At 75.3% G+C, this 22,123-nt stretch carries 22 protein-coding genes; 6 read left to right on the plus strand and 16 right to left on the minus strand.

Translation table 11 applies throughout. The annotated features are described in order from the left end of the window. Nucleotides 1-212 precede the first annotated feature (212 nt). The 6 genes from rpsO to WIS52_RS31490 form a co-directional block, all read right to left on the minus strand. Nucleotides 213-482: a 30S ribosomal protein S15 gene (gene rpsO, locus WIS52_RS31465; protein WP_349302077.1), complete on the minus strand. Its 270-nt coding sequence runs from the start codon at nucleotides 480-482 to the stop codon at nucleotides 213-215. Nucleotides 483-861: 379 nt separating this feature from the next. Beyond that, entirely contained in the window at nucleotides 862-1,419 is a 558-nt protein-coding gene (locus WIS52_RS31470) for a 2'-5' RNA ligase family protein (RefSeq protein WP_349302078.1), read from the minus strand. A gap of 250 nt (nucleotides 1,420-1,669) precedes the next feature. Further along, the gene (locus WIS52_RS31475; protein WP_349302079.1) at nucleotides 1,670-2,413 is read right to left on the minus strand and encodes a helix-turn-helix domain-containing protein; all 744 of its coding nucleotides are present in this window, start codon (nucleotides 2,411-2,413) and stop codon (nucleotides 1,670-1,672) included. Nucleotides 2,414-2,477: 64 nt separating this feature from the next. Continuing rightward, nucleotides 2,478-3,494, minus strand: a complete 1,017-nt coding sequence (locus WIS52_RS31480) for a bifunctional riboflavin kinase/FAD synthetase (protein ID WP_349302080.1) — start codon at nucleotides 3,492-3,494, stop codon at nucleotides 2,478-2,480. A gap of 29 nt (nucleotides 3,495-3,523) precedes the next feature. Next, on the minus strand, nucleotides 3,524-4,426 hold the full coding sequence (gene truB / locus WIS52_RS31485; RefSeq protein ID WP_349302081.1) for a tRNA pseudouridine(55) synthase TruB: 903 nt from the start codon (nucleotides 4,424-4,426) through the stop codon (nucleotides 3,524-3,526). 4 nt (nucleotides 4,427-4,430) lie between these two features. Beyond that, the gene (locus tag WIS52_RS31490; RefSeq protein WP_349302082.1) at nucleotides 4,431-5,090 is read right to left on the minus strand and encodes a response regulator transcription factor; all 660 of its coding nucleotides are present in this window, start codon (nucleotides 5,088-5,090) and stop codon (nucleotides 4,431-4,433) included. A gap of 118 nt (nucleotides 5,091-5,208) precedes the next feature. On the opposite strand from WIS52_RS31490, the gene WIS52_RS31495 reads away from it, so the two are divergent. Next, on the plus strand, nucleotides 5,209-6,663 hold the full coding sequence (locus WIS52_RS31495; protein WP_349302083.1) for a cation:dicarboxylate symporter family transporter: 1,455 nt from the start codon (nucleotides 5,209-5,211) through the stop codon (nucleotides 6,661-6,663). Nucleotides 6,664-6,761: 98 nt separating this feature from the next. Beyond that, the gene (locus WIS52_RS31500; RefSeq protein ID WP_349302084.1) at nucleotides 6,762-8,630 is read left to right on the plus strand and encodes a sensor histidine kinase; all 1,869 of its coding nucleotides are present in this window, start codon (nucleotides 6,762-6,764) and stop codon (nucleotides 8,628-8,630) included. Between the two features lie 174 nt (nucleotides 8,631-8,804). Here WIS52_RS31500 and WIS52_RS31505 read toward each other — a convergent pair whose 3' ends face one another. The 9 genes from WIS52_RS31505 to rimP form a co-directional block, all read right to left on the minus strand. Then, a complete protein-coding gene (locus WIS52_RS31505; RefSeq protein WP_349302085.1) occupies nucleotides 8,805-10,175 on the minus strand; it encodes an MATE family efflux transporter in 1,371 nt (456 codons plus the stop codon). Between the two features lie 8 nt (nucleotides 10,176-10,183). Further along, nucleotides 10,184-10,804, minus strand: coding sequence for a class I SAM-dependent methyltransferase (locus WIS52_RS31510; protein WP_349302086.1), 621 nt, complete (start codon nucleotides 10,802-10,804; stop codon nucleotides 10,184-10,186). 129 nt (nucleotides 10,805-10,933) lie between these two features. After that, a complete protein-coding gene (locus WIS52_RS31515) occupies nucleotides 10,934-11,968 on the minus strand; it encodes a DHH family phosphoesterase (RefSeq protein WP_349302087.1) in 1,035 nt (344 codons plus the stop codon). Beyond that, on the minus strand, nucleotides 11,965-12,411 hold the full coding sequence (rbfA, locus tag WIS52_RS31520) for a 30S ribosome-binding factor RbfA (protein ID WP_349302088.1): 447 nt from the start codon (nucleotides 12,409-12,411) through the stop codon (nucleotides 11,965-11,967). Before rbfA ends, WIS52_RS31515 begins: the two co-directional genes overlap by 4 nt. 92 nt (nucleotides 12,412-12,503) lie before the next feature. Beyond that, a complete protein-coding gene (locus WIS52_RS31525; protein WP_349302089.1) occupies nucleotides 12,504-12,797 on the minus strand; it encodes a DUF503 domain-containing protein in 294 nt (97 codons plus the stop codon). Nucleotides 12,798-12,876: 79 nt separating this feature from the next. Then, a complete protein-coding gene (gene infB, locus WIS52_RS31530; protein ID WP_349302090.1) occupies nucleotides 12,877-15,906 on the minus strand; it encodes a translation initiation factor IF-2 in 3,030 nt (1,009 codons plus the stop codon). A 96-nt stretch (nucleotides 15,907-16,002) separates the two neighbouring features. Continuing rightward, nucleotides 16,003-16,380, minus strand: a complete 378-nt coding sequence (locus WIS52_RS31535; RefSeq protein ID WP_349302091.1) for a YlxR family protein — start codon at nucleotides 16,378-16,380, stop codon at nucleotides 16,003-16,005. A 53-nt stretch (nucleotides 16,381-16,433) separates the two neighbouring features. Then, nucleotides 16,434-17,474, minus strand: a complete 1,041-nt coding sequence (gene nusA / locus WIS52_RS31540; protein ID WP_349302092.1) for a transcription termination factor NusA — start codon at nucleotides 17,472-17,474, stop codon at nucleotides 16,434-16,436. Then, nucleotides 17,471-18,040, minus strand: coding sequence for a ribosome maturation factor RimP (rimP, locus tag WIS52_RS31545; RefSeq protein WP_349302093.1), 570 nt, complete (start codon nucleotides 18,038-18,040; stop codon nucleotides 17,471-17,473). Before rimP ends, nusA begins: the two co-directional genes overlap by 4 nt. Nucleotides 18,041-18,406: 366 nt before the next feature. On the opposite strand from rimP, the gene WIS52_RS31550 reads away from it, so the two are divergent. Continuing rightward, nucleotides 18,407-18,868 carry a hypothetical protein gene (locus WIS52_RS31550; protein ID WP_349302094.1) on the plus strand — a complete coding sequence of 154 codons (462 nt, stop codon included), beginning with the start codon at nucleotides 18,407-18,409 and terminating at the stop codon, nucleotides 18,866-18,868. Nucleotides 18,869-18,893: 25 nt separating this feature from the next. After that, the gene (locus tag WIS52_RS31555; RefSeq protein WP_349302095.1) at nucleotides 18,894-19,367 is read left to right on the plus strand and encodes a ferritin-like domain-containing protein; all 474 of its coding nucleotides are present in this window, start codon (nucleotides 18,894-18,896) and stop codon (nucleotides 19,365-19,367) included. Between the two features lie 166 nt (nucleotides 19,368-19,533). Here the strand turns inward: WIS52_RS31555 and WIS52_RS31560 are convergent, their stop codons facing one another. After that, entirely contained in the window at nucleotides 19,534-20,538 is a 1,005-nt protein-coding gene (locus WIS52_RS31560) for an aminotransferase class V-fold PLP-dependent enzyme (protein ID WP_349302098.1), read from the minus strand. A gap of 113 nt (nucleotides 20,539-20,651) precedes the next feature. Between WIS52_RS31560 and WIS52_RS31565 the strand changes: the two genes are divergently transcribed. Then, a complete protein-coding gene (locus tag WIS52_RS31565; protein WP_349302096.1) occupies nucleotides 20,652-21,062 on the plus strand; it encodes a secondary thiamine-phosphate synthase enzyme YjbQ in 411 nt (136 codons plus the stop codon). A 190-nt stretch (nucleotides 21,063-21,252) separates the two neighbouring features. Beyond that, complete coding sequence (locus WIS52_RS31570; RefSeq protein ID WP_349302097.1) at nucleotides 21,253-22,023, plus strand: hypothetical protein; 771 nt, start codon at nucleotides 21,253-21,255, stop codon at nucleotides 22,021-22,023. Nucleotides 22,024-22,123: the final 100 nt, after the last annotated feature.

A 22,123-nucleotide genomic window follows, 5' to 3' on the forward strand; every position in this document is an offset into this window, starting at 1 on the left:
CGTGCCGCACCACCGTCGACGCCCGGGGATCCCCTGCCGAGCCGGTCTTCGATCGAAGCCCCCGGGACGCTCGTCCCGGGAACCACTACCGAGGACCGGCGGATGTCCCTACGCCGGCCGCGGTGGGCCGATTCAGTTGTGCTGCACCGGGCCGTGTGCCCGATGCGGGGCGACCCGGCACCGGAGTAGCTCCGGTACCGGGTCGCGGCGGGTCAGCGGCGCAGACCCAGCTTCTCGATCAGGGCGCGGTAGCGCGCCACGTCGACCGCACGCAGGTACTTGAGCAGCCGGCGACGACGACCGACCAGCAGCAGCAGGCCCCGCCGGCTGTGGTGGTCGTGCTTGTGCTGCTTGAGGTGCTCGGTCAGGCCGACGATGCGCTGGGTCAGCAGCGCGACCTGGGCCTCGGGGGACCCGGTGTCGGTCTCGTGCACGCCGTAGGTCTCGAGCGTGGTCTTCTTCTCGGCGGTGGTCAGTGCCACTGCATCTCCTTCATCAATTGCGACGGTCCGCGGGGCCGTGCCGCTCGGACTCCCGGGGAACGCGCGCCGGAGCGCACGAACCGGTGGAGCGGCAGGTGGTCGGTCTCGGCCGCCGCGAACTGCAGCCGGACCCGGTGTGAAACGGTACCAGCGGCACGGTCCGTGACCGCCGCCGACCCGGGGCGCGGGCCCGCCCGGCACCGTCCGTGGCAGCGGCCGGAACCCGTGCGGTGCGCACCCGGGAACGGTGGCACGGCGGACGCGTGCGGCCGGGCACCGGCACCGGTCACCACCGCCCCGGCCCCGGCCGTCGGTCAGTGATCATCGTCCGGGTGCCGGCCGGTGCCACCGCCGGCACCGTACGGGACCCGGCTGATGATCACCGCTCGCCGAGGCGACGCCGGGTCGACGGTCCCGGCGAGACCCGGTGCACGGGGGTGTGGTCCGGCCCCGCGGGACCGAGGTCGCTGCGGACCAGCAGCACCGCCCCGGGCCGCCACCACGGCCCGGCCGGCAGCGCCGCACCCTCGGCGAACTCCGGACGCCCCCGGGCGCCGCGTGCGCGACGGGCCAGCGTGAGGTGCGCCCGGAACCCCGCGGGGTCCGCCCCCGCCGCCACGGCCAGCCGGGCCAGCGCACCGGGCGGATCGTCCCGCACCCCGGCCCAGAGCACTCCGGGGAAGGTGCCCAGCCCAGCGAGCCGCAGGCGTGGCAGCGGGGTTCCGGCGAGTGCGTCGTCCAGCGCCCGGGCACGTGGGCCGATCCGGTCGAGGCCGTGGAAACACAGCGTCACGTGCCGGCGTTCCGGCGGGACGGGCCGCCACTCGCCGTCCGGGTGCCAGGGCGGGGACGCCGCGAGCGCGGCGGTGAGGGCGGCGTCGGCCTCCGGGGTCGGCCACAACGCGGTGAACAACCGGACCGGGTCCCCCTCCTCCACACGGCTCATCGTGCCCGACGACCGCGCCCGACGACTCCGTCGGTGCCGCCGCAGGCAACCCTCTCGTGATCGTCGTACGGGTTCCCCCAGGTGCCGCGGATGGCACCTGCCGGAACCCGGCCAGTGATCACAGTCGGCGGGCCGGGCCGCACGGTCCCACCGTCGGCGGTGATCGTCGGCCGGGTTCCGGGCGGTGCCATCCGCGGCACCAACCGGAACCCGGCTCACGATCGCCATCGGGCGAGCCGGGTCAGCGGCGGGCGGCGGCGCGCCGGAGCACCTCGGCGACCTCCGGGAACGACGGCGCGAGCACCGCGGCGGCGGCGACCAGGCGGGCCGGCGCGCTCACCCCGCGCAACGCGTCGTCGGCAGCGGCGGCCCGCTCCTGGCGGCCCGCCCAACCCGGCGTGGGCCGGACCGGCACCGCGAGGACGCGAACACCGTCCGCGGGACGCGGCGCCGGCACCTGCGGACCGGACGAGGCCGCTCCGCACCCGCACACCGCACCCGGCCCCCACGGCGTCGATCCCGAGCGCACCCCGTCGAGCAGCGACTCGACGTCACCGGCCGGGACGGGACCGCGTCGCACCCGCCGGTCGAGCGCCAGCAGCCGGCCGAGCACCGCCGGATCGCCGATCTTCACCCGGCGCGCGCCGGCGAGCTGGCTCAGCATCGCCGGGCTCAGTCCGAGCGCCGACGCCAGCCGGGCCTGGGTGATCCCCAGCCCGGAGGTCAGCCGGCGCACCCGCTCCCCCAGCGGCTCGCCGTAGAGCTCGCGCTGGCGCCTGCGGTTCTCCGCCACCGGGTCGCCTGCCGGCGCGGCCCCGGCCCGGACGGCCGGATCAGCACGTGCCGTCGGGCCCGCGGGTGCGGGCGCGCCGGCCTCCGCAGCCGGATCGGTGGGTGCAGCAGGTGCGGCCGGGTCAGCAGGTGCAGCGGGGCCGGCGGGTGCGGTCGACCCGGTGACCGCGGCGGGACCGGCGGGATCTGTCATCTTGCGATCGTCGAACCGCACCCCGTCCCGCCGGGCGGGTTCGGCGCGGAGTGGGGGTTTCCACTCAGTCGGAGCCGTCCGGCAGCGCGCGAGCGGCGCCGTCGGGCTCGTCATCGGGGCCCGACGCGGAACCGGATGCGGTGAGGATCTCCCGGGTGCGGTCGACGTCGCGGTGCATCTGCGCGATCAGCGGCTCGACGCCGTCGTAGTGCTCCTGCCCACGCAGCCGGGCGACGAACTCGACCCGGACCTCGTGCCCGTAGAAGTCCTCGTCGACGTCGAGGACGTAGGCCTCGACGGTCCGGACCCGGCCGGCGAACGTCGGGTTCGTGCCGACCGAGATCGCCGCCTTCAACCGGCGGTCACCGATGCCGAACCAGCCGGCGTAGACGCCGTCGGCCGGGATCGCGGTGTAGGGCGGGCACGCGACGTTCGCGGTCGGGAACCCGAGGTCCCGGCCGCGCTTGTGGCCGTGCACGATCACGCCGTCCACCCGGTGCCAGCGGCCCAGCGCGTGCGCCGCGTCGCGGACGGCACCGGCGTCGATGCAGGACCGGATGTAGGTCGAGGAGAAGGTGACCGACCCCAGGCTCCCGTCGGCGCCGTCGTCGGACATCAGGTCGAGCGCCTCGGTGGTGAACCCGAACCGGCGGCCGAGCTCGGCCAGCACCGTCACGTCGCCGGCCGCGCGGTGACCGAAGGTGAAGTTGCTGCCGACGACGACCTCGGCCGCGTGCAGCCGGTCGACCAGGATCTCGTGCGCGAACCCGGCGGGCTCCATCGTGGACAGCTGCTCGGTGAAGGGGATGACGCAGAACACGTCCGCGCCGGCGTCGGCGATCAGCTCCGCGCGCCGGTCCAGCGTCGACAGCCGGGCCGGGTGCGTGCCGGGACGGATCAGTTCGGCGGGGTGCGGGTCGAACGTCACGACGACGGCCGGCAGTCCCCGTTCACGGGCGCGCCGCACCGCGCGGTCGATCAGCATGCGGTGCCCGCGGTGCACGCCGTCGAACACCCCGATGGTGACGACGCACCGGCCCCAGCCGGGCGGGACGGCCTCCAGACCACGCCAGCGCTGCACGGCGCGAGCCTACGCAGGCGGCGCCCCGATCAGCCCGCCGGGGCGAGCACCACCACCGGGCGCGCCGCCTCCCCGCGGTCGGCCATCAGCGCCAGCGCCGCACCGTCCGGGCCGAACACCCCGTAGGTGCCGCCGATCCCGGCGGCGGGCAGCGACTTGCCGTAGCGCACGGCCGCCGCGTCGTCGACACCGAGATCCCGGCGGGGGAACGCGGTCGCGACCGCGCCGGCCAGGTCCAGCGACAGTCCCGGCGACTCCGCGAGCTGCTCGACCGTCCGGGCGTGGGCGAGGGTGAAGGGGCCGACCCGGGTGCGCCGCAACGCGGTCAAGTGCCCGCCGACGCCGAGCGCGGCGCCGAGGTCGCGGGCCAGCGCGCGCACGTAGGTCCCCGACGAGCACTCCACGACGACGTCGAGGTCCAGGAACCCGTCCTCCGAGCGCCGCAGGGCGTGAAGGTCGAACGCCGACACCGTCACCGGCCGGGCCGGGATCTCGACGGTCTCGCCGTCGCGCACCCGCTGGTAGGCCCGCTTCCCGTCGATCTTGACGGCGGACACCGCGCTGGGCACCTGCTCGATGTCGCCGGTCAGCGGCGCCATCGCGGCGCGGACGGCCTCGTCGTCGATCCGGGAGGTGTCGGCGGGTGCGCCGACCGGCGTGCCCTCGGCGTCGTCGGTGTCGGTCGCGGCGCCGAGCCGCACCGTCGCGGTGTAGGCCTTGGTGTCCAGCGACAGGTGCCCGAGCAGCTTGGTGGCCCGCTCGATGCCGATCACCAGGACGCCGGTCGCCATCGGGTCCAGGGTCCCGGCGTGGCCGACCTTGCGGGTGCCCATGATCCGGCGCAGCCTCCCGACGACGTCGTGGCTGGTCGGTCCGCGGTCCTTGTCGACGATCACGAGTCCGGGCGGCGGCGGGGGCTGACGGGGTGGCACGCGCCTAGCGTGCCAGGCGGTACCCGACCCCCCGCACCGTGACCACGACCTCGCGTTCCCCCAGCTTGGAGCGCAGCGACGCGACGTGCGCCTCCAGGGTGCGCGCGGCGGAGGCGTCGGCGACCCCCCACACCTGCTCCAGCAGCTCGGCGCGCGGCAGCACGGCGCCCTCCCGGCGGGCGAGCGCGGCCAGCAGGTCGAACTCCTTGCGGGTCAGCCCGACCGGGTCCCCGGCGGCGGTGACCGACCGCCGGTCCAGATCCACGACGACGTCGCCGACGGTCACGGTCGGCGACATCGCGGCGCCGGTCGCGCGGCGCAGCACCGCGTCGATCCGGGCCAGCAGCTCGTCGGTCGAGACCGGCTTGACCAGGTAGTCGTCCGCTCCGGAACGCAGCCCCTGCACCCGCGCCGCGACGTCCCCGCGGCCGGTGATGGCGATGATCGGCACCCGGGAGCGCTCCCGGATCTCCCGGCAGACGCCGAGGCCGTCGCGGTCGGGCAGGCCCATGTCCAGCAGCACGACGTCCGGCTCCCGCTCCGCGACCGCCGCCAGCGCGGCGGTGCCGCTGCCGACCAGCTCGGTCGGGTAGCCGTGCTTCACCAGCGTGCGCCGCAACGCGTCACCGAGGACCGGATCGTCCTCGACGAGCAATACCTGCACGCCGAGTGAGGGTAGTCGGTTTCCTCAAGGCTTCCTCAAGCCCGACCCCCGGATCATTGCTCGCCCGAACGACGACGCCCCATCGTTCTCGCACCGCAACACGTCGAGGAGGACGGGCATGGCCGAGGTCGCAGGAGCTGACGGATCGTCCGGGAACGGGACGCACACCCCGGTCCGGCGGAAGAAGAAGGTCTACACCCAGCTCTGGTTCTGGGTGCTCATCGGTATCGCCTCCGGGATCCTGGTCGGGCTGTTCGCCCCCGGATTCGCCGGACAGACCAAGTGGCTCGCCGACACGTTCGTCCAGATGATCAAGGTGATCGTCGGGCCGGTCATCTTCTGCACCGTGGTGGTGGGCATCGCCTCGCTCGGCAACCTCGCCCGGGCCGGCGGGCTCGCGCTGCGGGCGCTGGGCTACTTCCTGGTGATGACCGTGATCGCCCTGACGATGGGGCTGGTCGCGGGCAACGTCTTCCAGCCGGGAGCCGGCTTCGAGGGCGCGCCCAACCCGGCCGACGTCGAGAAGGCCGGTGAGCAGGCAGCGACCGGCGGCAGCGAGTCCGGCCTGATCCCCTTCATCCAGGACTCGCTGCTCCCGCACAGCTTCTTCGGCCCGTTCGTCGAGAACTCCGTGCTGCAGGTGCTGGTGCTGGCGATCCTCACCGCCTGCGCGATCTCGTCGCTGAACGACGGCCTGCGCACCCGCCTGGTCTCCGGCATCGAGTCGATCGCCCAGGTGATCTTCGGGATCATCAAGATCATCATGTGGGCGGCGCCGGTCGCCGCGTTCGGCGGCATGGCCTACACCGTCGGCCAGTTCGGGTCCGCGTCGCTGACCAACCTGCTGTCGCTGATGGGCGTGTTCTGGGGCACCTGCGCGGTGTTCGTCCTCGTCGTGCTGGGTGCCGTCTCCTGGGCCGCCGGGTTCAACGTCTTCAAGGTCATCCGGCTGATCAAGGACGAGCTGCTGATCATCGTCGGCACGTCGTCGTCGGAGTCGGTGCTGCCGCGCTTCCTGACCAAGCTGCAGTCGGCCGGTGCGTCCAAGCAGACCGTCGGCATGGTCATCCCGACCGGGTACTCGTTCAACCTCGACGGCACCTGCATCTACCTGACCCTGGGTGCGCTGTTCATCATCCAGGCCGGTGGCGAGGTGCTGCCGATCGGCGCGCAGATCGCGCTCGCCCTGCTGATGGTGCTGACCTCGAAGGGCGCCGCCGGTGTCACGGGTGCCGGTCTGGTCACCCTGGCCGCGTCGCTGCAGGCCTTCGGCGGGGAGTTCTTCACCCCCGAGGCGATCGTGGTCGGCCTGGCGCTGATCGTCGGGATCGACCGGATGATGTCCGAGGGCCGGGCGCTGACCAACGCGATCGGCAACGTCGTCGCCACCCTGGTCGTCGCCCGCTGGAACGGCGAGCTCGACCGCGAGCGGCTCGCCGCGGTGCTCGACGACCCGACGCTGGTCGACGCCGACATGGAGGCCGCCCACGGCTCCGCTCCCGCCGCCGGCGACGAGCCGACCGCCGAGGCCGACGAGGTCGCCCGTCGCGAGAAGGTCGGCGCCGGGTCCTGACCCGGCCGGCCTCCCCCCTCGTGACGGTCGCGCCCCCGCGGCCCCCACCGGCCGGCGCACGGCCCACCCCGCCACTCCCCCGGTGGCAGGGTGGGACCGTGCGCCGGCCCCTGCTCATCCTCCGCCGCCGGTCGAGCCTGGTCCGGCAGCTGTTCGTGCTACAGGTCGTGACGGTGCTGCTCACCGTCGGCGGGCTGACCGGTCTGGCCTTCTACGGCGCCGGGGAGCTCGAGCACGACGCCGCGGGCCGGCTCACCCGGGCCACCGCGGTGAACCTGGCGTCGGACCCCGAGGTCGTCGACGCGATCCGCTCCGGCGGCGACGTCGCCACCCTGTCGGCGCGGCTGCAGCCGGTCGCCGAGCGCACCCGGGTCGCGACCGGCACGAGCTTCATCGTGGTCATGTCGCCGCAGGGCGTGCGCTGGAGCCACTACAACCCGGCCGAGATCGGCGGGATCTACCAGGGCAACATCGCGCCCGCGCTGGCCGGCGAGACCTCCACCGAGATCTACACCGGCACGCTGGGACAGTCGATCCGCACGGTCACCCCGGTGGTGCTGGACGGTCGCGTCGCCGGCGTCGTCTCGGTCGGGGTGCTGGAGACCCGGATCAGCGACCTCGTGTTCCGGTGGCTGCCGGCGATCCTGGCCGCGGCCGCGGGGGCGCTGCTGATCGGGCTGGGGCTCGCCGCGCTGCTGGCCCGGCGGCTGCGCCGGCAGACCCTCGGACTGGAGCCCGAGGAGATCACCGCCGCCTACACCCACCACGACGCCGTGCTGCACGCGGTCGGCGAGGGACTGCTGGTCGTCGACGGCAGCGGCCGGCTGGTGGTGGTCAACGCCGAGGCACGACGCCTGCTTGCGCCCGGGCGGGCCGGATCCCCGGCGGGTACCGCCGGGGCCGGGCCCGGGGGGCACGGTCGGGCGGGCGGCTCCGGCCCGGCCTCGCCGGGGGCGGTCCTGCCGGCCGGTGTCGGTGTCCCGTCTCCCGGCGGCGACCTCGATCCCGCCGCACCGGGCCGTCCGCTGTCCGGGCTCGGCGTCGATCCCGCGGTGGGCGCCGTGCTGGCCCGCGGCCTGCGCGAGGACCTGCACGACGAGCCGGCGCTGGCCGGGGAGCGGGTGCTGCTGGTCAACAGCCGGGCCGCCGGTCCCGCGGCGGGCCCCGACACCCGGGTCTTCACGCTGCGCGACCGGACCGAGCTGGCCGGGGCGCTGCGCGAGCGCGACGACGCCCGGGACCGGGTCGCGGCGCTGTCCGGCCAGGCACACGAGTTCGCGAACCGCCTGCAGACCGTGCTCACCCTGATCGAGCTGGGCGACACCTCCGACGCGGCGGCCGCCGGCAGCGCCGCCCTCGACCGCACCCGGGGTCCGGGCTCGCGGGTGGTGTCCGAGGTCGCCGACCCGGTGCTCGCCGCGCTGCTCGCGGACAAGGCGTGGGCGGCCGCCGAGAACGACGTCGCGTTCACCGTCGTCGACGCCTGCGACGAGCGCTGCCTGCCCGACCTGCGGCTCCCGTTCGCCGCCGACGACCTGGTCTCGCTCGCCGGGAACCTGGTGGACAACGCGATCGAGGCCGTGGCGGGTCGCGCGGACGACACCCCGGCGGGTCGCGCGAGCGGGAACGGCGCCGGGGGCCCGCGCGGCCCCGAGCGCGCGGTCGCCGTGACGGTGCGCTGCGAGAGCGGGGACGTCGTGCTGGAGGTGGCCGACAGCGGGCCCGGCGTCGGCGAGGAGACCGCCCGCGAGCTGTTCACGTTCGGCTTCAGCACCCGGGCGACGCCCGGTGGCCGCCCCCGCGGCATCGGGCTGGCCCTGGTCGACCGGATCGCGCGGCGGCTCGGCGGAACGGTGGCCGTCGGCCCGCGCGACGACGGCACCGGCACGGTCTTCACCGTGCGCCTCCCGCTCCCGGCCCCGGACGCCCCGGCCCCGGACGCCCCGGCCCCGCCGGCCACGCCCTGATCGCCGGACGAGCGGCACCACAGCGCCGTCCCCGAGCCCTGACGACGCCCTCACATGCCCTCGGCCGACACCGGCCGCCCTCCGCCCGGCGCGCCGGCGCCGAGGGGTACAGGAGAGTCGCCGGCAGCTCCCGGAACAGCGCTCACGTACCCGTCGGCGGAGACGGAGGCCGGCTCAGGGGCGCACCGCGCCGGGGACCGCCCAGCGGCCCGAGCGGGCGCGCAGGCCGACGGCCACGAGGCGCACCAGCATGAACGCGGCGAGCCCGGTCCAGATCCCGGCCAGCCCCCAGCCGAACACGAGCGACAGCCAGATCATCGGCAGGAACCCGCCGATCGCGGCGAGCAGCGTCGTCGTGCGCAGGAAGGCCGCGTCCCCCGCGCCGAGCAGCACGCCGTCGAGCGCGAAGACCACCCCGGCGACCGGCTGGAGCGCGGTGAAGAACCACCAGGCGACCGGGATCGTCGCGAGCACGGCGAGGTCGGCGGTGAACACCCCCGGCAGTACCGGGAACAGGGCCGCGTACACGATCGCGAACAGGCAGCCCAGCACCAGGCCGTAGCGGGTCACCCGGGCCGCCACGGCGCGGGCGTGCGCGGTGCCCTCCGGGCCGTCCGACCGGGCGGCCCCGAGCGCGGAGCCGACGAGGGCCTGCGCGGCGATCGCGACGGCGTCGAGCACCAGGGTCTGGAACACCCACAGCTGCAGGACGATCTGGTGCGCGGCCACCGACGGGGCGCCGAACCGGGCGGCCACCGCCGTCGCGGACAGGAAGCAGGCCTGGAAGCCGAGCGAGCGGATCACCAGGTCGCGGCCCATCGTCGTCTGCGCGCGCAGCACCGCGGTGTCCGGGGCGAGCCGGATCGGGTCGGACGCGGGCGCCCGCCGCCGTTCCACGGCCAGCGCCCGCAGGAAGAACGTCGCCGACACGGTCTGCGCCGCGACGTTGGCGACGGCCGAGCCCTCCAGCCCCCAGCCGTCCCAGTCGCCCGCACCGTGCACCAGGAACGGGCACATCAGGGCGGACAGCGCGTTGCCGGCCAGCACGTAGCGCATCGGGCGGACGGTGTCCTGCACGCCACGCATCCAGCCGTTGCCGGCGAGCGTGATCAGCACCATCGGGGCGCCGAACAACGCGATCCGCAGCCATCCGACGGCGCCGTCGGCGATCTCCCCGCTGCCCGCCAGCACACGGGCGACCGGGGCGGCCAGCAGCTGCCCCAGCCCGAGCACGGCCAGCCCGACCACGACCGCCAGCCAGGTCGCCTGCATCCCCTCGGTGACCGCCGCCGACCGGCGGCCCGCGCCGTGGAACCGGGCCGCACGCGCCGTCGTCCCGTAGGACAGGAACGTCAGCTGGGTGGTGACCTGCGCGAACAGCACCCCCGCGACGGCCAGGCCGGCCAGCGGGACTGCCCCCAGCCGTCCGACGACGGCGGTGTCCACCAGCAGGTACAGCGGCTCGGCCGCCAGCACCGGCAGCGCCGGCACCGCCAGCCGCGCGATGTCCCGGGCCCCGCCCGGGGTACGGGTGCTCCTCGGCACCGGCCGGCTCAGGCGCGCGGGCGGCGGCAGAGGTAGCAGTAGGCCGGCGGCATGTTGCGCCACACCGTCCTGGTCACGACGACCTCGTCGAACGTCTCCTGCAGGGTCGCCTTGAACCGCCGGGCCGAGGGCATCGGCATGGTGTGCGAGTAGGCGAAGGTGGCGAACGCGCCGGTCTCCCCGACCGCACCGACGACCTGGCCGAGGATCTCCCGCTGGGTCCCGCGGTCGAACAGCGACCACGGCAGGCCGGAGATGACCGCGTCGACGGTGCGGACGTCCCGCTCGGCGAGCAGCTCGGTCAGCTTGCGGCAGTCACCGTTGATCACCTCGACGCCCGGGTGGGTGCGCTGCAGGTAGCGGGCCATCGCCGGGTCCAGCTCGACGGCCAGGTGCCGGCCCTCCGGTGGCAACCGCGCCGCCACCTGCGCGGTGACCGCGCCGGTTCCCGGCCCCATCTCGACGACGACGGGTGCTCCGTGCCGTGGCGCGATCCGGGCGAGCTTCTCGGACAACCGCGTCGAGCTCGGCCAGACGGCGCCCACCCGCAGCGGGTTGCGCACCCATGCACCGAGGAACTCCCGCCACGCCCGATCGTCCCCGGGACCCGGAGTGGACTCGGAACTCACGACACACCTCCTGTGATCACCGGACACGCTACGGCCCCCGGACGGGTCACACCGGACCGGCCCGATCGCCCCGACCGCCCCGGGCCTCCGGTCCCACCGCCACGAACGGACCCTTCGTACCGGCCGGCTTCACGAACGGTCCGTTCGTGACGACGGCGGGGCGGCGGCACCGGCGGTCACCGAGGCGAGCTCGGCCCGCAGGAGCCCCAGCAACGAGTCCCGGGTCCCGGCGCGCTCGAACCCGGCGGCGCCCGGATGGCCGCCGCCGCCGAGCGCGGTCGCGACCCGCGACAGGTCCGGGGTCCCCGTGCCGCGCAACGACACCGACCAGTCCCCCGGGGCGACCTCGGTGAGCAGTGCCGCGACGCCGTCGCCGGCCGTCGCCGTCAGCTGGCCGACCAGGGTGACCGCCTCGTCCCGGAACCGGGTCGCGGTGGCGACGTCCACGGTGGCCCACACCAGCCCGGCCCCGGCGGCGACGTCGGGCTCGAAGTGGGCTGCGGCCAGCACCTCGGCCTGCGCGGCGAGCCAGGCGAACGGCCGGGTCCCGGACAGCCGGCGCAGCAACGATGCCGGGTCCGCGCCGGCGTCGACCAGCTCGGCGGCCAGCCGCAGCGCGTCCGCGCCGCCCCGCCGGAACCCGCCCGTGTCGGTGTAGAGCCCGGCGAACAGCGCGCGCGCCAGCACCGGGTCCAGCGCGACGCCGAACTCGGCCAGCACCGCCCGGACCAGCACGACGGTGGCCGGCGCGGTCGCGTCGACCAGCTGGTGGGTGCTGAACGGGGTGAACGACACGTGGTGGTCGATCGCCAGCGACACCGACGCCGTGTCGAGCCGGCCGGCCAGGTCGCCCAGCCGCCGTGCCGAGGAGATGTCGCAGCAGACCAGCAGGTCCGGGGCCGCCGGCGCGTCCGCGGACGGCACGACCAGGCCGTCCGGGTCGAGCACCGACAACGACGACGGGACCGGCTCCGGCCCGCCGAAGGAGACCACGGCGTCGATCCCGGACCGGCGCAGCGCGGTGGCGATCGCGATCGCGCTGCCGGCGGCGTCGGCGTCCGGGCGGACGTGCCCGACGACCAGGGCGTCGCGGGCCTGCCGTAGCAATGCCGCGGCCCCGGCCGGATCGACCGGGCCGGGGCCGGGGACGTGCGAGGAACTCACTCGGACTCGTCGTCCCGCGGGGTGCGGTACGGGTCCGCCTCCCCCGCCGGGGACGCCGACGCGGCCAGCCGCGCCACCTCCGCGTCCGACGCCCGGGTCTGCGCCAGCAGCTCCTCCATCCGGCGTGCCTCGTCCGGGACCTGGTCCAGGACGAACGCCAGGCTCGGGGTGTGCCGGACGCCGGTCTGCTGCCCGACCCGGCTGCGCAGCACCCCGGAGGCACTGGACAGCGCGGCGGCGGCTCCGGCGGTGTCCGGCGCCTCCTCGAGCGAGGCCCCCATCACCGTGTAGTAGACGGTGGCCTCCCGCAGGTCGCCGGTGACCCGGGTGTCGGTGATCGTCACCATCGCCAGCCGCGGGTCCTTGACCTCGTGCTCGAGGGCTTCGGCGACGATCTGCGAGATCCGCTTGGCGAGCTTGCGTGCGCGCGCGTGGTCGACCATGTCGTGCTCCTTCCACCGACTTACCGGCCCGAGTCTAAGCAAGACCGGACCTGGGTTCGATCGCTCCCGGAGCCCGGAGGGCCCGGAGGGGGTTACTCGTCGTCGGGGCCGAAGAGGCGGGTGCGGGCCGACAGCAGGTCCAGCTCGGGGCGGGCGGCGACCAGGCGCTCGCAGCGCTCCAGGACGGTCCGGACGTGCCCGGCGTCGGCGGAGACACAGCTGACGCCGATCAGCGCGCGGCGGTACAGGTCCTGGTGGCCGGCCTCGGCCACGGCGACCTCGAACCGGCGCAGCTCGGCCAGCAACGGGCGGACCACCGAGCGCTTCTGCTTGAGCGACGAGACGTCACCGAGCAGCACGTCGCACTCCAGCGCCCCGACGTACATCACGCCTCCCGAATCCGACACCGACGACACAGACGAGAACGGGGCGGCCGGAATTCCGGCCGCCCCGCCTCGTGGGACATCAGCTACGCGGCTTCTCGCGCATCTCGAACGTCTCGATGACGTCGTCGACCTTGATGTCGGAGTAGCTGCCCAGCGTCAGACCGCACTCGAAGCCCTCGCGGACCTCGACCACGTCGTCCTTGAACCGGCGCAGCGACGAGATCGGGAGGTTCTCGTGGACCACCCGCGAGTCGCGCAGCAGGCGCGCCCGGGCGTTCCGGCGGATCTCCCCGGACTGCACCAGGCAACCCGCGATCGTGCCGAACTTGGAGGACTTGAAGACCTCGCGGACGTCCGCGCGGCCCAGCTCGACCTCCTCGTACTCCGGCTTCAGCATGCCCTTCAGGGCCGCCTCGATCTCCTCGATCGCCGCGTAGATCACCGAGTAGTAGCGGATCTCCACGCCCTCGCGGTTGGCCAGCTCCGTGGCCTTGCCCTCGGCACGGACGTTGAAGCCCATGACGATGACGTTGTCCGCGATGGCGAGGTTGATGTCGCCCTCGGTGATCCCACCGACGCCGCGGTGGATGACCCGCAGGTCGACCTCCTCACCCACGTCCAGCTTCATCAGGGCCTCCTCGAGCGCCTCCACGGTGCCCGAGTTGTCGCCCTTGATGATCAGGTTGAGGGTGTTGGTCTCCTTCAGCGCGGCGTCCAGGTCCTCCAGGCTGACGCGCTTGCGACGGGACGCCAGCTCGGCGTTCCGCTCGCGGGCGCGCCGCCGGTCGGCGATCTGGCGGGCCACCCGGTCCTCGTCGACGACGAGGAACGTGTCGCCCGCACCCGGCACCGAGGTCAGACCGATGACCTGCACCGGACGCGACGGGAGCGCCTCGGTGACGTCCGCGCCGTGCTCGTCGACCATCCGCCGGACACGTCCGGAGGCGTCGCCGGCCACGACCGAGTCACCGACCCGCAGCGTGCCGCGCTGGACCAGCACCGTGGCCACCGGACCGCGACCGCGGTCCAGGTGTCCCTCGATGGTGACGCCCTGGGCGTCCATGTCGGGGTTGGCCCGCAGGTCGAGCGAGGCGTCCGCGGTCAGCAGGATCGCCTCGAGCAGACCCTCGATGTTGGTGCCCTGCTTGGCGGAGATGTCGACGAACATCGTGTCGCCGCCGTACTCCTCGGCCACCAGGTTGTACTCGGTGAGCTGCTGACGGATCTTCTGCGGGTTCGCACCCTCGACGTCGATCTTGTTGACCGCGACCACGATCGGCAGACCGGCCGCCTGGGCGTGGTTCACCGACTCGATGGTCTGCGGCATCACGCCGTCGTCCGCCGCCACCACGATCACCGCGATGTCGGTGGACTTCGCACCGCGGGCACGCATGGCGGTGAACGCCTCGTGACCCGGGGTGTCGATGAACGTGATGTTCCGCTCGACGCCCTCGAGCTCGGCGGGGACCTGGTAGGCGCCGATGTGCTGGGTGATGCCGCCGGCCTCGCCCTCGCGGACGTTCGCCTTGCGAATGGTGTCCAGCAGCCGCGTCTTACCGTGGTCGACGTGACCCATGATGGTCACGACCGGCGGCCGGGCCATCAGGGCGTCCTCGTCGCCGAGGTCGCCGAACTCGATGTCGAACGACTCGAGCAGCTCGCGGTCCTCCTCCTCGGGGGACACGACCTGGACCCGGTAGTTCATCTCCTGGCCGAGCAGCTCCAGGACCTCGTCGGAGACCGACGCGGTCGCCGTGACCATCTCGCCGAGGTGGAACAACACCTGTACCAGCGAGGCCGGGTTGGCGTTGATCTTCTCCGCGAAGTCGGTCAGCGACGCGCCACGCGGCAGCCGGATCGTCTCGCCGTTGCCCTTGGGCAGGCGGACGCCGCCCACCGACGGCGCGGCCATGGCGTCGTACTCCTGGCGCTTCTGCCGCTTCGACTTGCGGCCACGACGGGCCGGTCCGCCGGGACGGCCGAAGGCACCCGCGGCACCGCCGCGACCACCGGGACGACCACCACCACCGGGACGACCGCGGAAACCGCCGGCCGGGGGCGGGCCACCGGGGCCGCCGCCACCGGGACGGAAACCGCCGCCGCCACCACCGGGACGACCGCCGCCACCGGGGCCACCACGGCCACCGCCGGGGCCACCACGACCGCCGCCGGGGCCACCACGGCCACCGCCACCGGCGCCGGGACGGCCGGCCGCCGGACGGGCGGGCATCATGCCCGGGTTCGGACGCGGCGGCATGTTGCCCGGGTTCGGGCGCGGGCCACCGGCGCCGGGCGCACCGCCACCGGGACGGGGCGGACGCGGCGGGGCCTCACCGGAGCGGGCGGCCGGCGCGCTCGCGCCACCACCCTGCTGACCGCCACCCTGCTGGGGCGGCGGGCCCGGGCGGGCCGCCGGCTTCGGGGAACCCTGGCCGACACCGAACGGGTTGTTGCCGACCCGCGGCTGGCGCGGACCGGGCCTCGGGCCACGCGGACCGTCGCCACCCGGGCGCGGAGCGCCACCGCCCTGACCGGGCGCGGGACGGTTCTGCGGGGCGGGCTGAGCCGGCTTCGGACCCGGCTTCGGTGCGGCCGGTCCGGGCTTGGGCGCGGCGGTACCCGGGCCGGCCGCCGCCGAGGTACCGGCGTCGGCGGCGGGCGCCTGCGGCTGCGGAGCGGGCTTCGGCGCGGCCGGCCCCGGCTTCGGAGCCTCCGGACGACCGGCGGCCGGCTGCGCGGGCGACGCCGGGCCGGAGGGCCCGGGACGCGGGCCCGGCTTGGGCGCGGGCCCGGACGGCGACGCACCCGGCGTCGGGCCGGGCTTCGGCGTGGGGCGGGAGGGGGACGGGGCACCGGAGCCACCGCGCGGCGCCGCTCCACCGGCACGCGGACGACCGCCGCCGGGAGCACCGGAACCGCGGCGCTGGCCGTTGCCGCCGCCGGACGCACCGTCGGCCAGCGAGTCGCGCAGCTTGCGCACGACCGGGGCCTCGACGGTGGAGGAGGGAGACTTCACGTACTCCCCGAGGTCCTGCAACTTGCTCAGGACCTGCTTGCTGCTGATACCGAGCTCTTTCGCGAGCTCATGCACGCGGGCCTTGCCTGCCACTGCTCTCCTCATCCTGACCGGAGGCCGGGCGGCAGGATCCGCTCGACCTCGAACCTAGTGTCGAAGCACGTTCATGGTGCGATCTTCACTGCTGGCTCATGACTGGTCGACCTGGCTTTCTTCCGATGACGACACGGAGAGGCTCCCCGTGTCCTGCTGATCCCGGAGCCATCGCCGTACGGCGTCGGTCCCGGGGCGACCCCGGAGACGCAACGCCCGGGCGAACGCCGAGCGGCGCTCGGCGGTGTCCAGGCACCCCGTCACGGGGTGCAACCACGCACCCCGGCCGGGGCGGCGGCGGCGTGGGTCCGGGAGGAGACTCCCGTGCTCCGCGACCACCCGCAACAGTCGGTCGGCCCGTTCCCGGGTCCGGCACCCGACGCAGGTCCGGATCGGAACCGACCGGGGACGCGCGGACATCGGACCGCGATCGCGGACCGGTACCGAGTGTAGCGCAGGACCCCGATCGGGCATTCCCTCGCCCGGCCGATCACACTGCCGGTCCGCGTCCCGGTCGTCGTGCGCGTCTACGACGACACCTCCACCGGGTCGCCACCCGGTCCGACCGGGTCGTGCGGGTCGGCGTCGCTCCGGATATCGATCTTCCAGCCGGTGAGCCGGGCGGCGAGGCGGGCGTTCTGCCCCTCCTTGCCGATGGCCAGCGACAGCTGGAAGTCCGGGACGACGACGCGGGCCACCCGGGCCTTCTCGTCGAGCACCGTGACGGAGACCACCTTGGACGGGGACAGCGCGTTGCCGACGAACTCGGCCGGGTCCTCGGACCAGTCGATGATGTCGATCTTCTCGCCGGCCAGCTCGCCCATCACCCCGCGCACCCGGGCACCCATCGGGCCGATGCAGGCACCCTTGGCGTTGAGCCCGGACCGGGTCGAGCGCACCGCGATCTTCGAGCGGAACCCGGCCTCGCGGGCCACCGAGACGATCTCCACCGAGCCGTCGACCAGCTCCGGGACCTCCAGGGCGAACAGCTTGCGGACCAGGTTCGGGTGCGTGCGCGACAACGTGATCGAGGTGCCGCGCGGGCCGCGGTGCACACCGATGACGTAGGCGCGGACGCGGTCCCCGTGCCGGTAGACCTCGCCGGGGACCTGCTCGGCGGCCGGGAGCACCGCCTCGATCCCGCCGCTGCCGCCGAGCTCGACGACCACCACGCCCCGGGCGTTCGCGCGCGCGTCACGCTGGACGACGCCGGCGACGACCTCGCCCTCCTTGGTCGCGAACTCGCCGTAGGTGCGCTCGTGCTCGGCGTCCCGCAGCCGCTGCACGATGACCTGCCGGGCCGTGGTCGCCGCGATCCGGCCGAAGCCCTCCGGGGTGTCGTCGAACTCGGGGCCGGGCGTGCCGTCCTCGGCCGCGTCGGAGGGGTCGCGGGCCAGCACCCGGACGACGCCGCTCTTGCGGTCGATGTCGACACGGGCGTCGGAGAAGTGGCCCTCGGTGTGCTTGTAGGCGGTGAGCAGAGCGGTCTCGATCGCTTCCAGCACCGTCTCGAACGGGATCTCCTTGTCCCGCTCGATGGCCCGCAGCGCGGGGATGTCGACGTTCACCGGTTCTCCTCGTTCGCGCTGGTGCTGTCGGTGCCGTCGGTCGCCGCCAGCAGGTCGACCTCGCTCTGCGGCGGGGCCTTGAACTCGACCTGCACCTGGGCGTGCTCGACGTCGGTGTAGGCGATCTCGCGGCGCTCCGGCTGCTTCTTGCCCGGGACGGCGACGACCACGCGGTCCTCGGAGGCGTCGCCGATCCGGGCCTCGACGGTGTCGCCGTCGGTGAACCGGATCCGCGCCAGGCGCAGGTGGTTGCGCCGCCAGTGCCGCGGGGTGGTGAGCGGGCGGTCCACGCCCGGCGAGGTGACCTCGAGGGTGTAGGAGCCCTCGATGAGGTGCTCGTGCGGGTCGAGCTCGGCCGCGGCGGTCCGCGAGAGCCGGGCGATGTCGTCCAGGTCGATCCCGGCCGCCGTCGACGTCTCGGGCAGGTCGACGACGAGCTTCACCGCGTGCCGCCGTCCGGCGGTGCGCACCTCCACTGCGTCGATCTCCAGCCCGGCTCCGTGGACCACCGGCTCGAGCACACCGCGCAGCTGGTCGGCCAGCTGCACGGGGTCCGGACTGCGCATGGGGTGACTCTCCTCGTTCGTCGCGTGCTCGCCCCGCCCGGCGACCCCGGAACCGCTCCCGCGGCACGGGTGCGGTGCCGTGCGTCGCGACGGGCGACAAACGGCAACGGGTCGACGACGGGGACGGCCGACGAGCCTAGCGCGTTCACCCGGGATCCGGTCGGCGGCGGTACCCGCCCTCCGGCCGCACCGCGCACCGGTCGGTGACGGGGCCCGCGGGGCGGGCTGGCAGCATGACCGGTCGTGAGGGACCGGATGCACGCGGTATCGCCACGCCTGCCGGGCGCAGCCGCAGTGTCGATGCGCGGCTCCGCAGGCTTCGCGGCAGCGCCGACACGCGGCTCCGCAGGCTTCGCCGCAGTGTCGATGCGCGGCTCCGCAGGCTTCGCGCTCAGCCGCCGCCGGGCGCTGGCTGCCGGGGCTGCCGCCGTCGTCCTCCCCCCGCTGCTCGGCGCCTGCACGGCCGCGACCGACCAGCCCGGCGCCGTGGACGACGCGTTGCTCGCGATGTCCGACGCGGCCCGGATGGACGCGGCGATGGTGGTCGCCGCCGTGACCGCCGACCCGGGGCTGGCCGAGCGGCTCGAGCCGCTGCGCGCGGCCCGGATCGAGCACGCCAGGGCGCTGGACTCGGCCGGCGGGCGCGCCCCCGAGGAGGTCGTGCCCCCGGCCACGCCGCCGGCGGCCGACGTCGTCGCGATCCGAGACGCCGTCGCCGCGTCGGCCCGGACCGCGACCGAGGTGGCCGGTAACGCCCCGGCGCTGCAGATCGGGCTGGTGGCCGAGATCGCCGCCTGCTGCGCGACCTACGCGACGGTGCTGGCGTGACCGGGCCGAGTGGGGCGGGCGGGCGATGACACTGCGCATGCAGGAGCCGGACGACGAGCCCGTCGTACCGGCGGTGACCGTGGAGGCGCTGCAGCGGGCGCTGGCCGGTGAGCACGCCGCGCTGTGGGCCTACTCGCTCGCGCTGGCGTTCGTGCCCGTGGAGTGGGCCCGGCAGGCCCGGCAGGACGTCGAGGCGCACACCACCCTGCGCGGCCAGATCGCGCAGACCCTCACCGAGGTCGGTCAGCGGCCGGTCTCGGCGCAACCGGCCTACCAGGCTCCGCAGCCGGTGGTCGACGCCGTGTCGGCCGGCGCGCTGCTGGTCTCCGCCGAGACCGACACCATCGCCGCCTGGCGCTCGGTGCTGGAGCGCTCGTCGCAGGCCCCGCTGCGCGAGGCGGGGCTGCGCGCGATGACCGAGGCGACCGGCCGCCTCGCCTACTGGCGCACCGTCACCGAGCGCTCGCCGATCGTCCCGGTGTTCCCGGGACGCGACTGAGCCCGACGGCCGGGGCGACACCCGGCCCGGCCCGGCGCGCGTCCGGTCGATGATCGTCCGCCGGGTGCCGGCCGGTGCCGTCCCCGGCACGGATCGGCACCCGGCTGGTGATCACCGGCCGGGGCGCGCGACGTCGGGGTGATCGCGGCGGCAGGGCCGTGCCGGGTCACGGACGCAGAGCGACGGCCGCGGCCTCGACGTCGTCGGCGGTGGTGGCGAGGTGGAACGACAGCCGGACCGCCCCACCCCGGACGGCCGCGGAGATCCCCGCCGCGGCGAGCCGGTCGGCCGCGTCCGGCACCGCGGACGCCGGGACCGACACGATCGCCGACCCGGCGGGCGGCATCCCGAGACGTTCGCGGAGCCCGTCGGCGAGGCCCACACAGTGCGCGCGCACCGCGTCGGCGTCGAGCGAGGCCAGCCACGGCACGCTGACGGCCGCGCCGACGTGCGAGAACCACACCGGGGCCTCCTCGCCGCCGGCCGGACCGGGTCGGCCGGGCGGGTCCGGGGTGTAGAGACCGTCGCCCCAGCGGTCGGCGGTGCCGTACCAGCCTGCGCCGTGCCGGACGACGTCCGGCCAGCACCCGGCGCCGGGCGGACCGTCCACCCAGGACGCCCGCTGGGCCAGCCAGGCGACGCCGCGCGGGCAGAGCAGCCACTTGTACCCGGCGCCGACGACGGCGTCGGCCCGGTCCAGGCGCAGCGGGAGCCAGCCGGCGGCCTGGGTGACGTCGAACAGCAGCCGGACCCCGTGCCGGTCCCGGGCCGCGCACAGCGCGTCGACGTCGGCGACCCGCCCGTCGAGCGACTGCACCACCGACACCGCGACGAGGTCGTGCCCGCCGGCGTGCGCCGCGAGCTCGTCGAGCCCGACCTCGGTGATCCGCACCCCGCGGTGGGCCTGCATCGCGAACGGGCGGGTGACGCTGGAGAACTCGCCAGTCGCGACGAGCACCCGGGTGCCGTCCGGCACGGCGGCGGCGAGCGGTCCGACCAGGCCGGACACCGTGGCGCCCTGGGCCACATCGGACACCGGGACACCGGTGATCGCCGCGAACCCGGCGCGGGCGGTCTCGACCGCGTCGTCGTAGTCCCGGGGCGACGCCCGGGCCGCGGCCCAGTCCGTCACCGCCCGGGTCACGGCCTCGGAGGCGCGCAACGGCGGCACCCCGATACTCGCCGTGTTCAGATAACCCGGCCGCGAGGGAAGATCCCACCCGAAAGCCGTCACCGTCGCTCCCACGCTGCCCGACCCTAGCTGCGGGCCTAGGGTCGGCGTCCGTGCACAGCGAGCTGATCGAGATCCGCACCGGGTCCGAGGAGTCGGTCGTCGACCTGACGAACGCGATCGAGCGCTTCCTGTCCGAATCGGACGCCGGAGACGGTCTGCTGAACGTGTTCGTCCCGCACGCCACGGCCGGCATCGCGATCATCGAGACGGGCGCCGGCAGCGACTCCGACCTGCTGGCGCGGCTGCGCGAGCTGCTGCCCGCCGACGACCGGTGGCACCACCGGCACGGCAGTGCCGGGCACGGTCGTGATCACGTGCTGCCGGCGTTCGTACCGCCGTCGACGACGGTGCCGGTGCTCGGCGGCCGGCCCGCACTGGGGACCTGGCAGTCGATCTGCCTGGTCGACACCAATGTGGACAACCCGACCCGGTCGGTGCGGCTGTCCCTGCTGCCGGGCTGACCCGCTTCCCCGCCCGCGGTGCTCACCGCGGGCAGCCGTGCGACGGCGCCCGGCCCCCCGCACCCGACGGTCCGTCCGGGCCGGCGTGAGGCGGCGAGGACCGGAACGGGTGCCGACCGCCGGGCGACGAGGGCGGCCCGCCCACCGTCCGGTGCGCGGACCGTTTCGTGGCCGGACGTAGGCTGCGCCGGTGATCTCCCCCGGCCGGACGTCGCCGGACCGCCGTCCGGGCGCCTCCCCGCAGCCCCGCCCGGACGAGCCCGCCCGCCCCGTGGACCGCTACCGGCGCCCCGCGCTGGCCGCGGCGGTCGTCGTGCTGCTGGTGGCCGGGACCGTCGCCGCGCTCACCGCCCGTGGGACCGGTACCGCCGATCCGGCGGCCGGGGCGGACGCGGCACCCGCGGCGAGCGAGGCGTTCGCCCTCACCCCGCCCGGCGGCTGGACGGCCGCGACCACCCAGGCTCCCCCGCTCGACGTGTTCGGGGTGCCCTTCACCCGGCTGGCCGAGGCGCCGCCGTTCGTGGCCGGGCAGTGCCCCACGGAGGCCGCGCCGCGCGGGGTCGCCGCGGCCGCGCTGGTCGCCGTCCCCGACGGGACCACCGTGGAGGACGCGGCGCAGGCGTTCGCCCGCGGCGCCGGTGAGTCCGCCTACGCGGGCGCGAACCCGCAGGTCGCCGTCGGGGCACCGGTCCCGCGGCCGGGCGCGGAGGACGCCGAACAGGGCATCTGGATCGAGGCGACCGTGCGCACCGACGGGACCGCCGAGGGCGTCACCGGCTGCCGCGCCACCGACGGGTCGGTCGGGGTGCTCGCGGTGCCGCGCACGGAGGCGCAGGACGGGTCGACGGGGGTGGCGATGCTCGTCGTCGCGGCCGACGTCGGCGGTGGGCCGGGCGACGCCCTCCCCCGCGAGGACCTGACCGACCTGGCGACCTCCGCCGTCCCACCGCCGGCCGACTGACCCCCGTCGGCGGCCCGGCACCCCCACCCCACCTGCGACTCATGACGCTTTAGTTCGGTATGGCCGAACTAAAGCGTCATGAGTGGGGTTCCAGATGGGG

Origin of the sequence: Pseudonocardia nematodicida, from assembly GCF_040105385.1 — a bacterium.
Lineage (GTDB): Bacteria > Actinomycetota > Actinomycetes > Mycobacteriales > Pseudonocardiaceae > Pseudonocardia > Pseudonocardia nematodicida.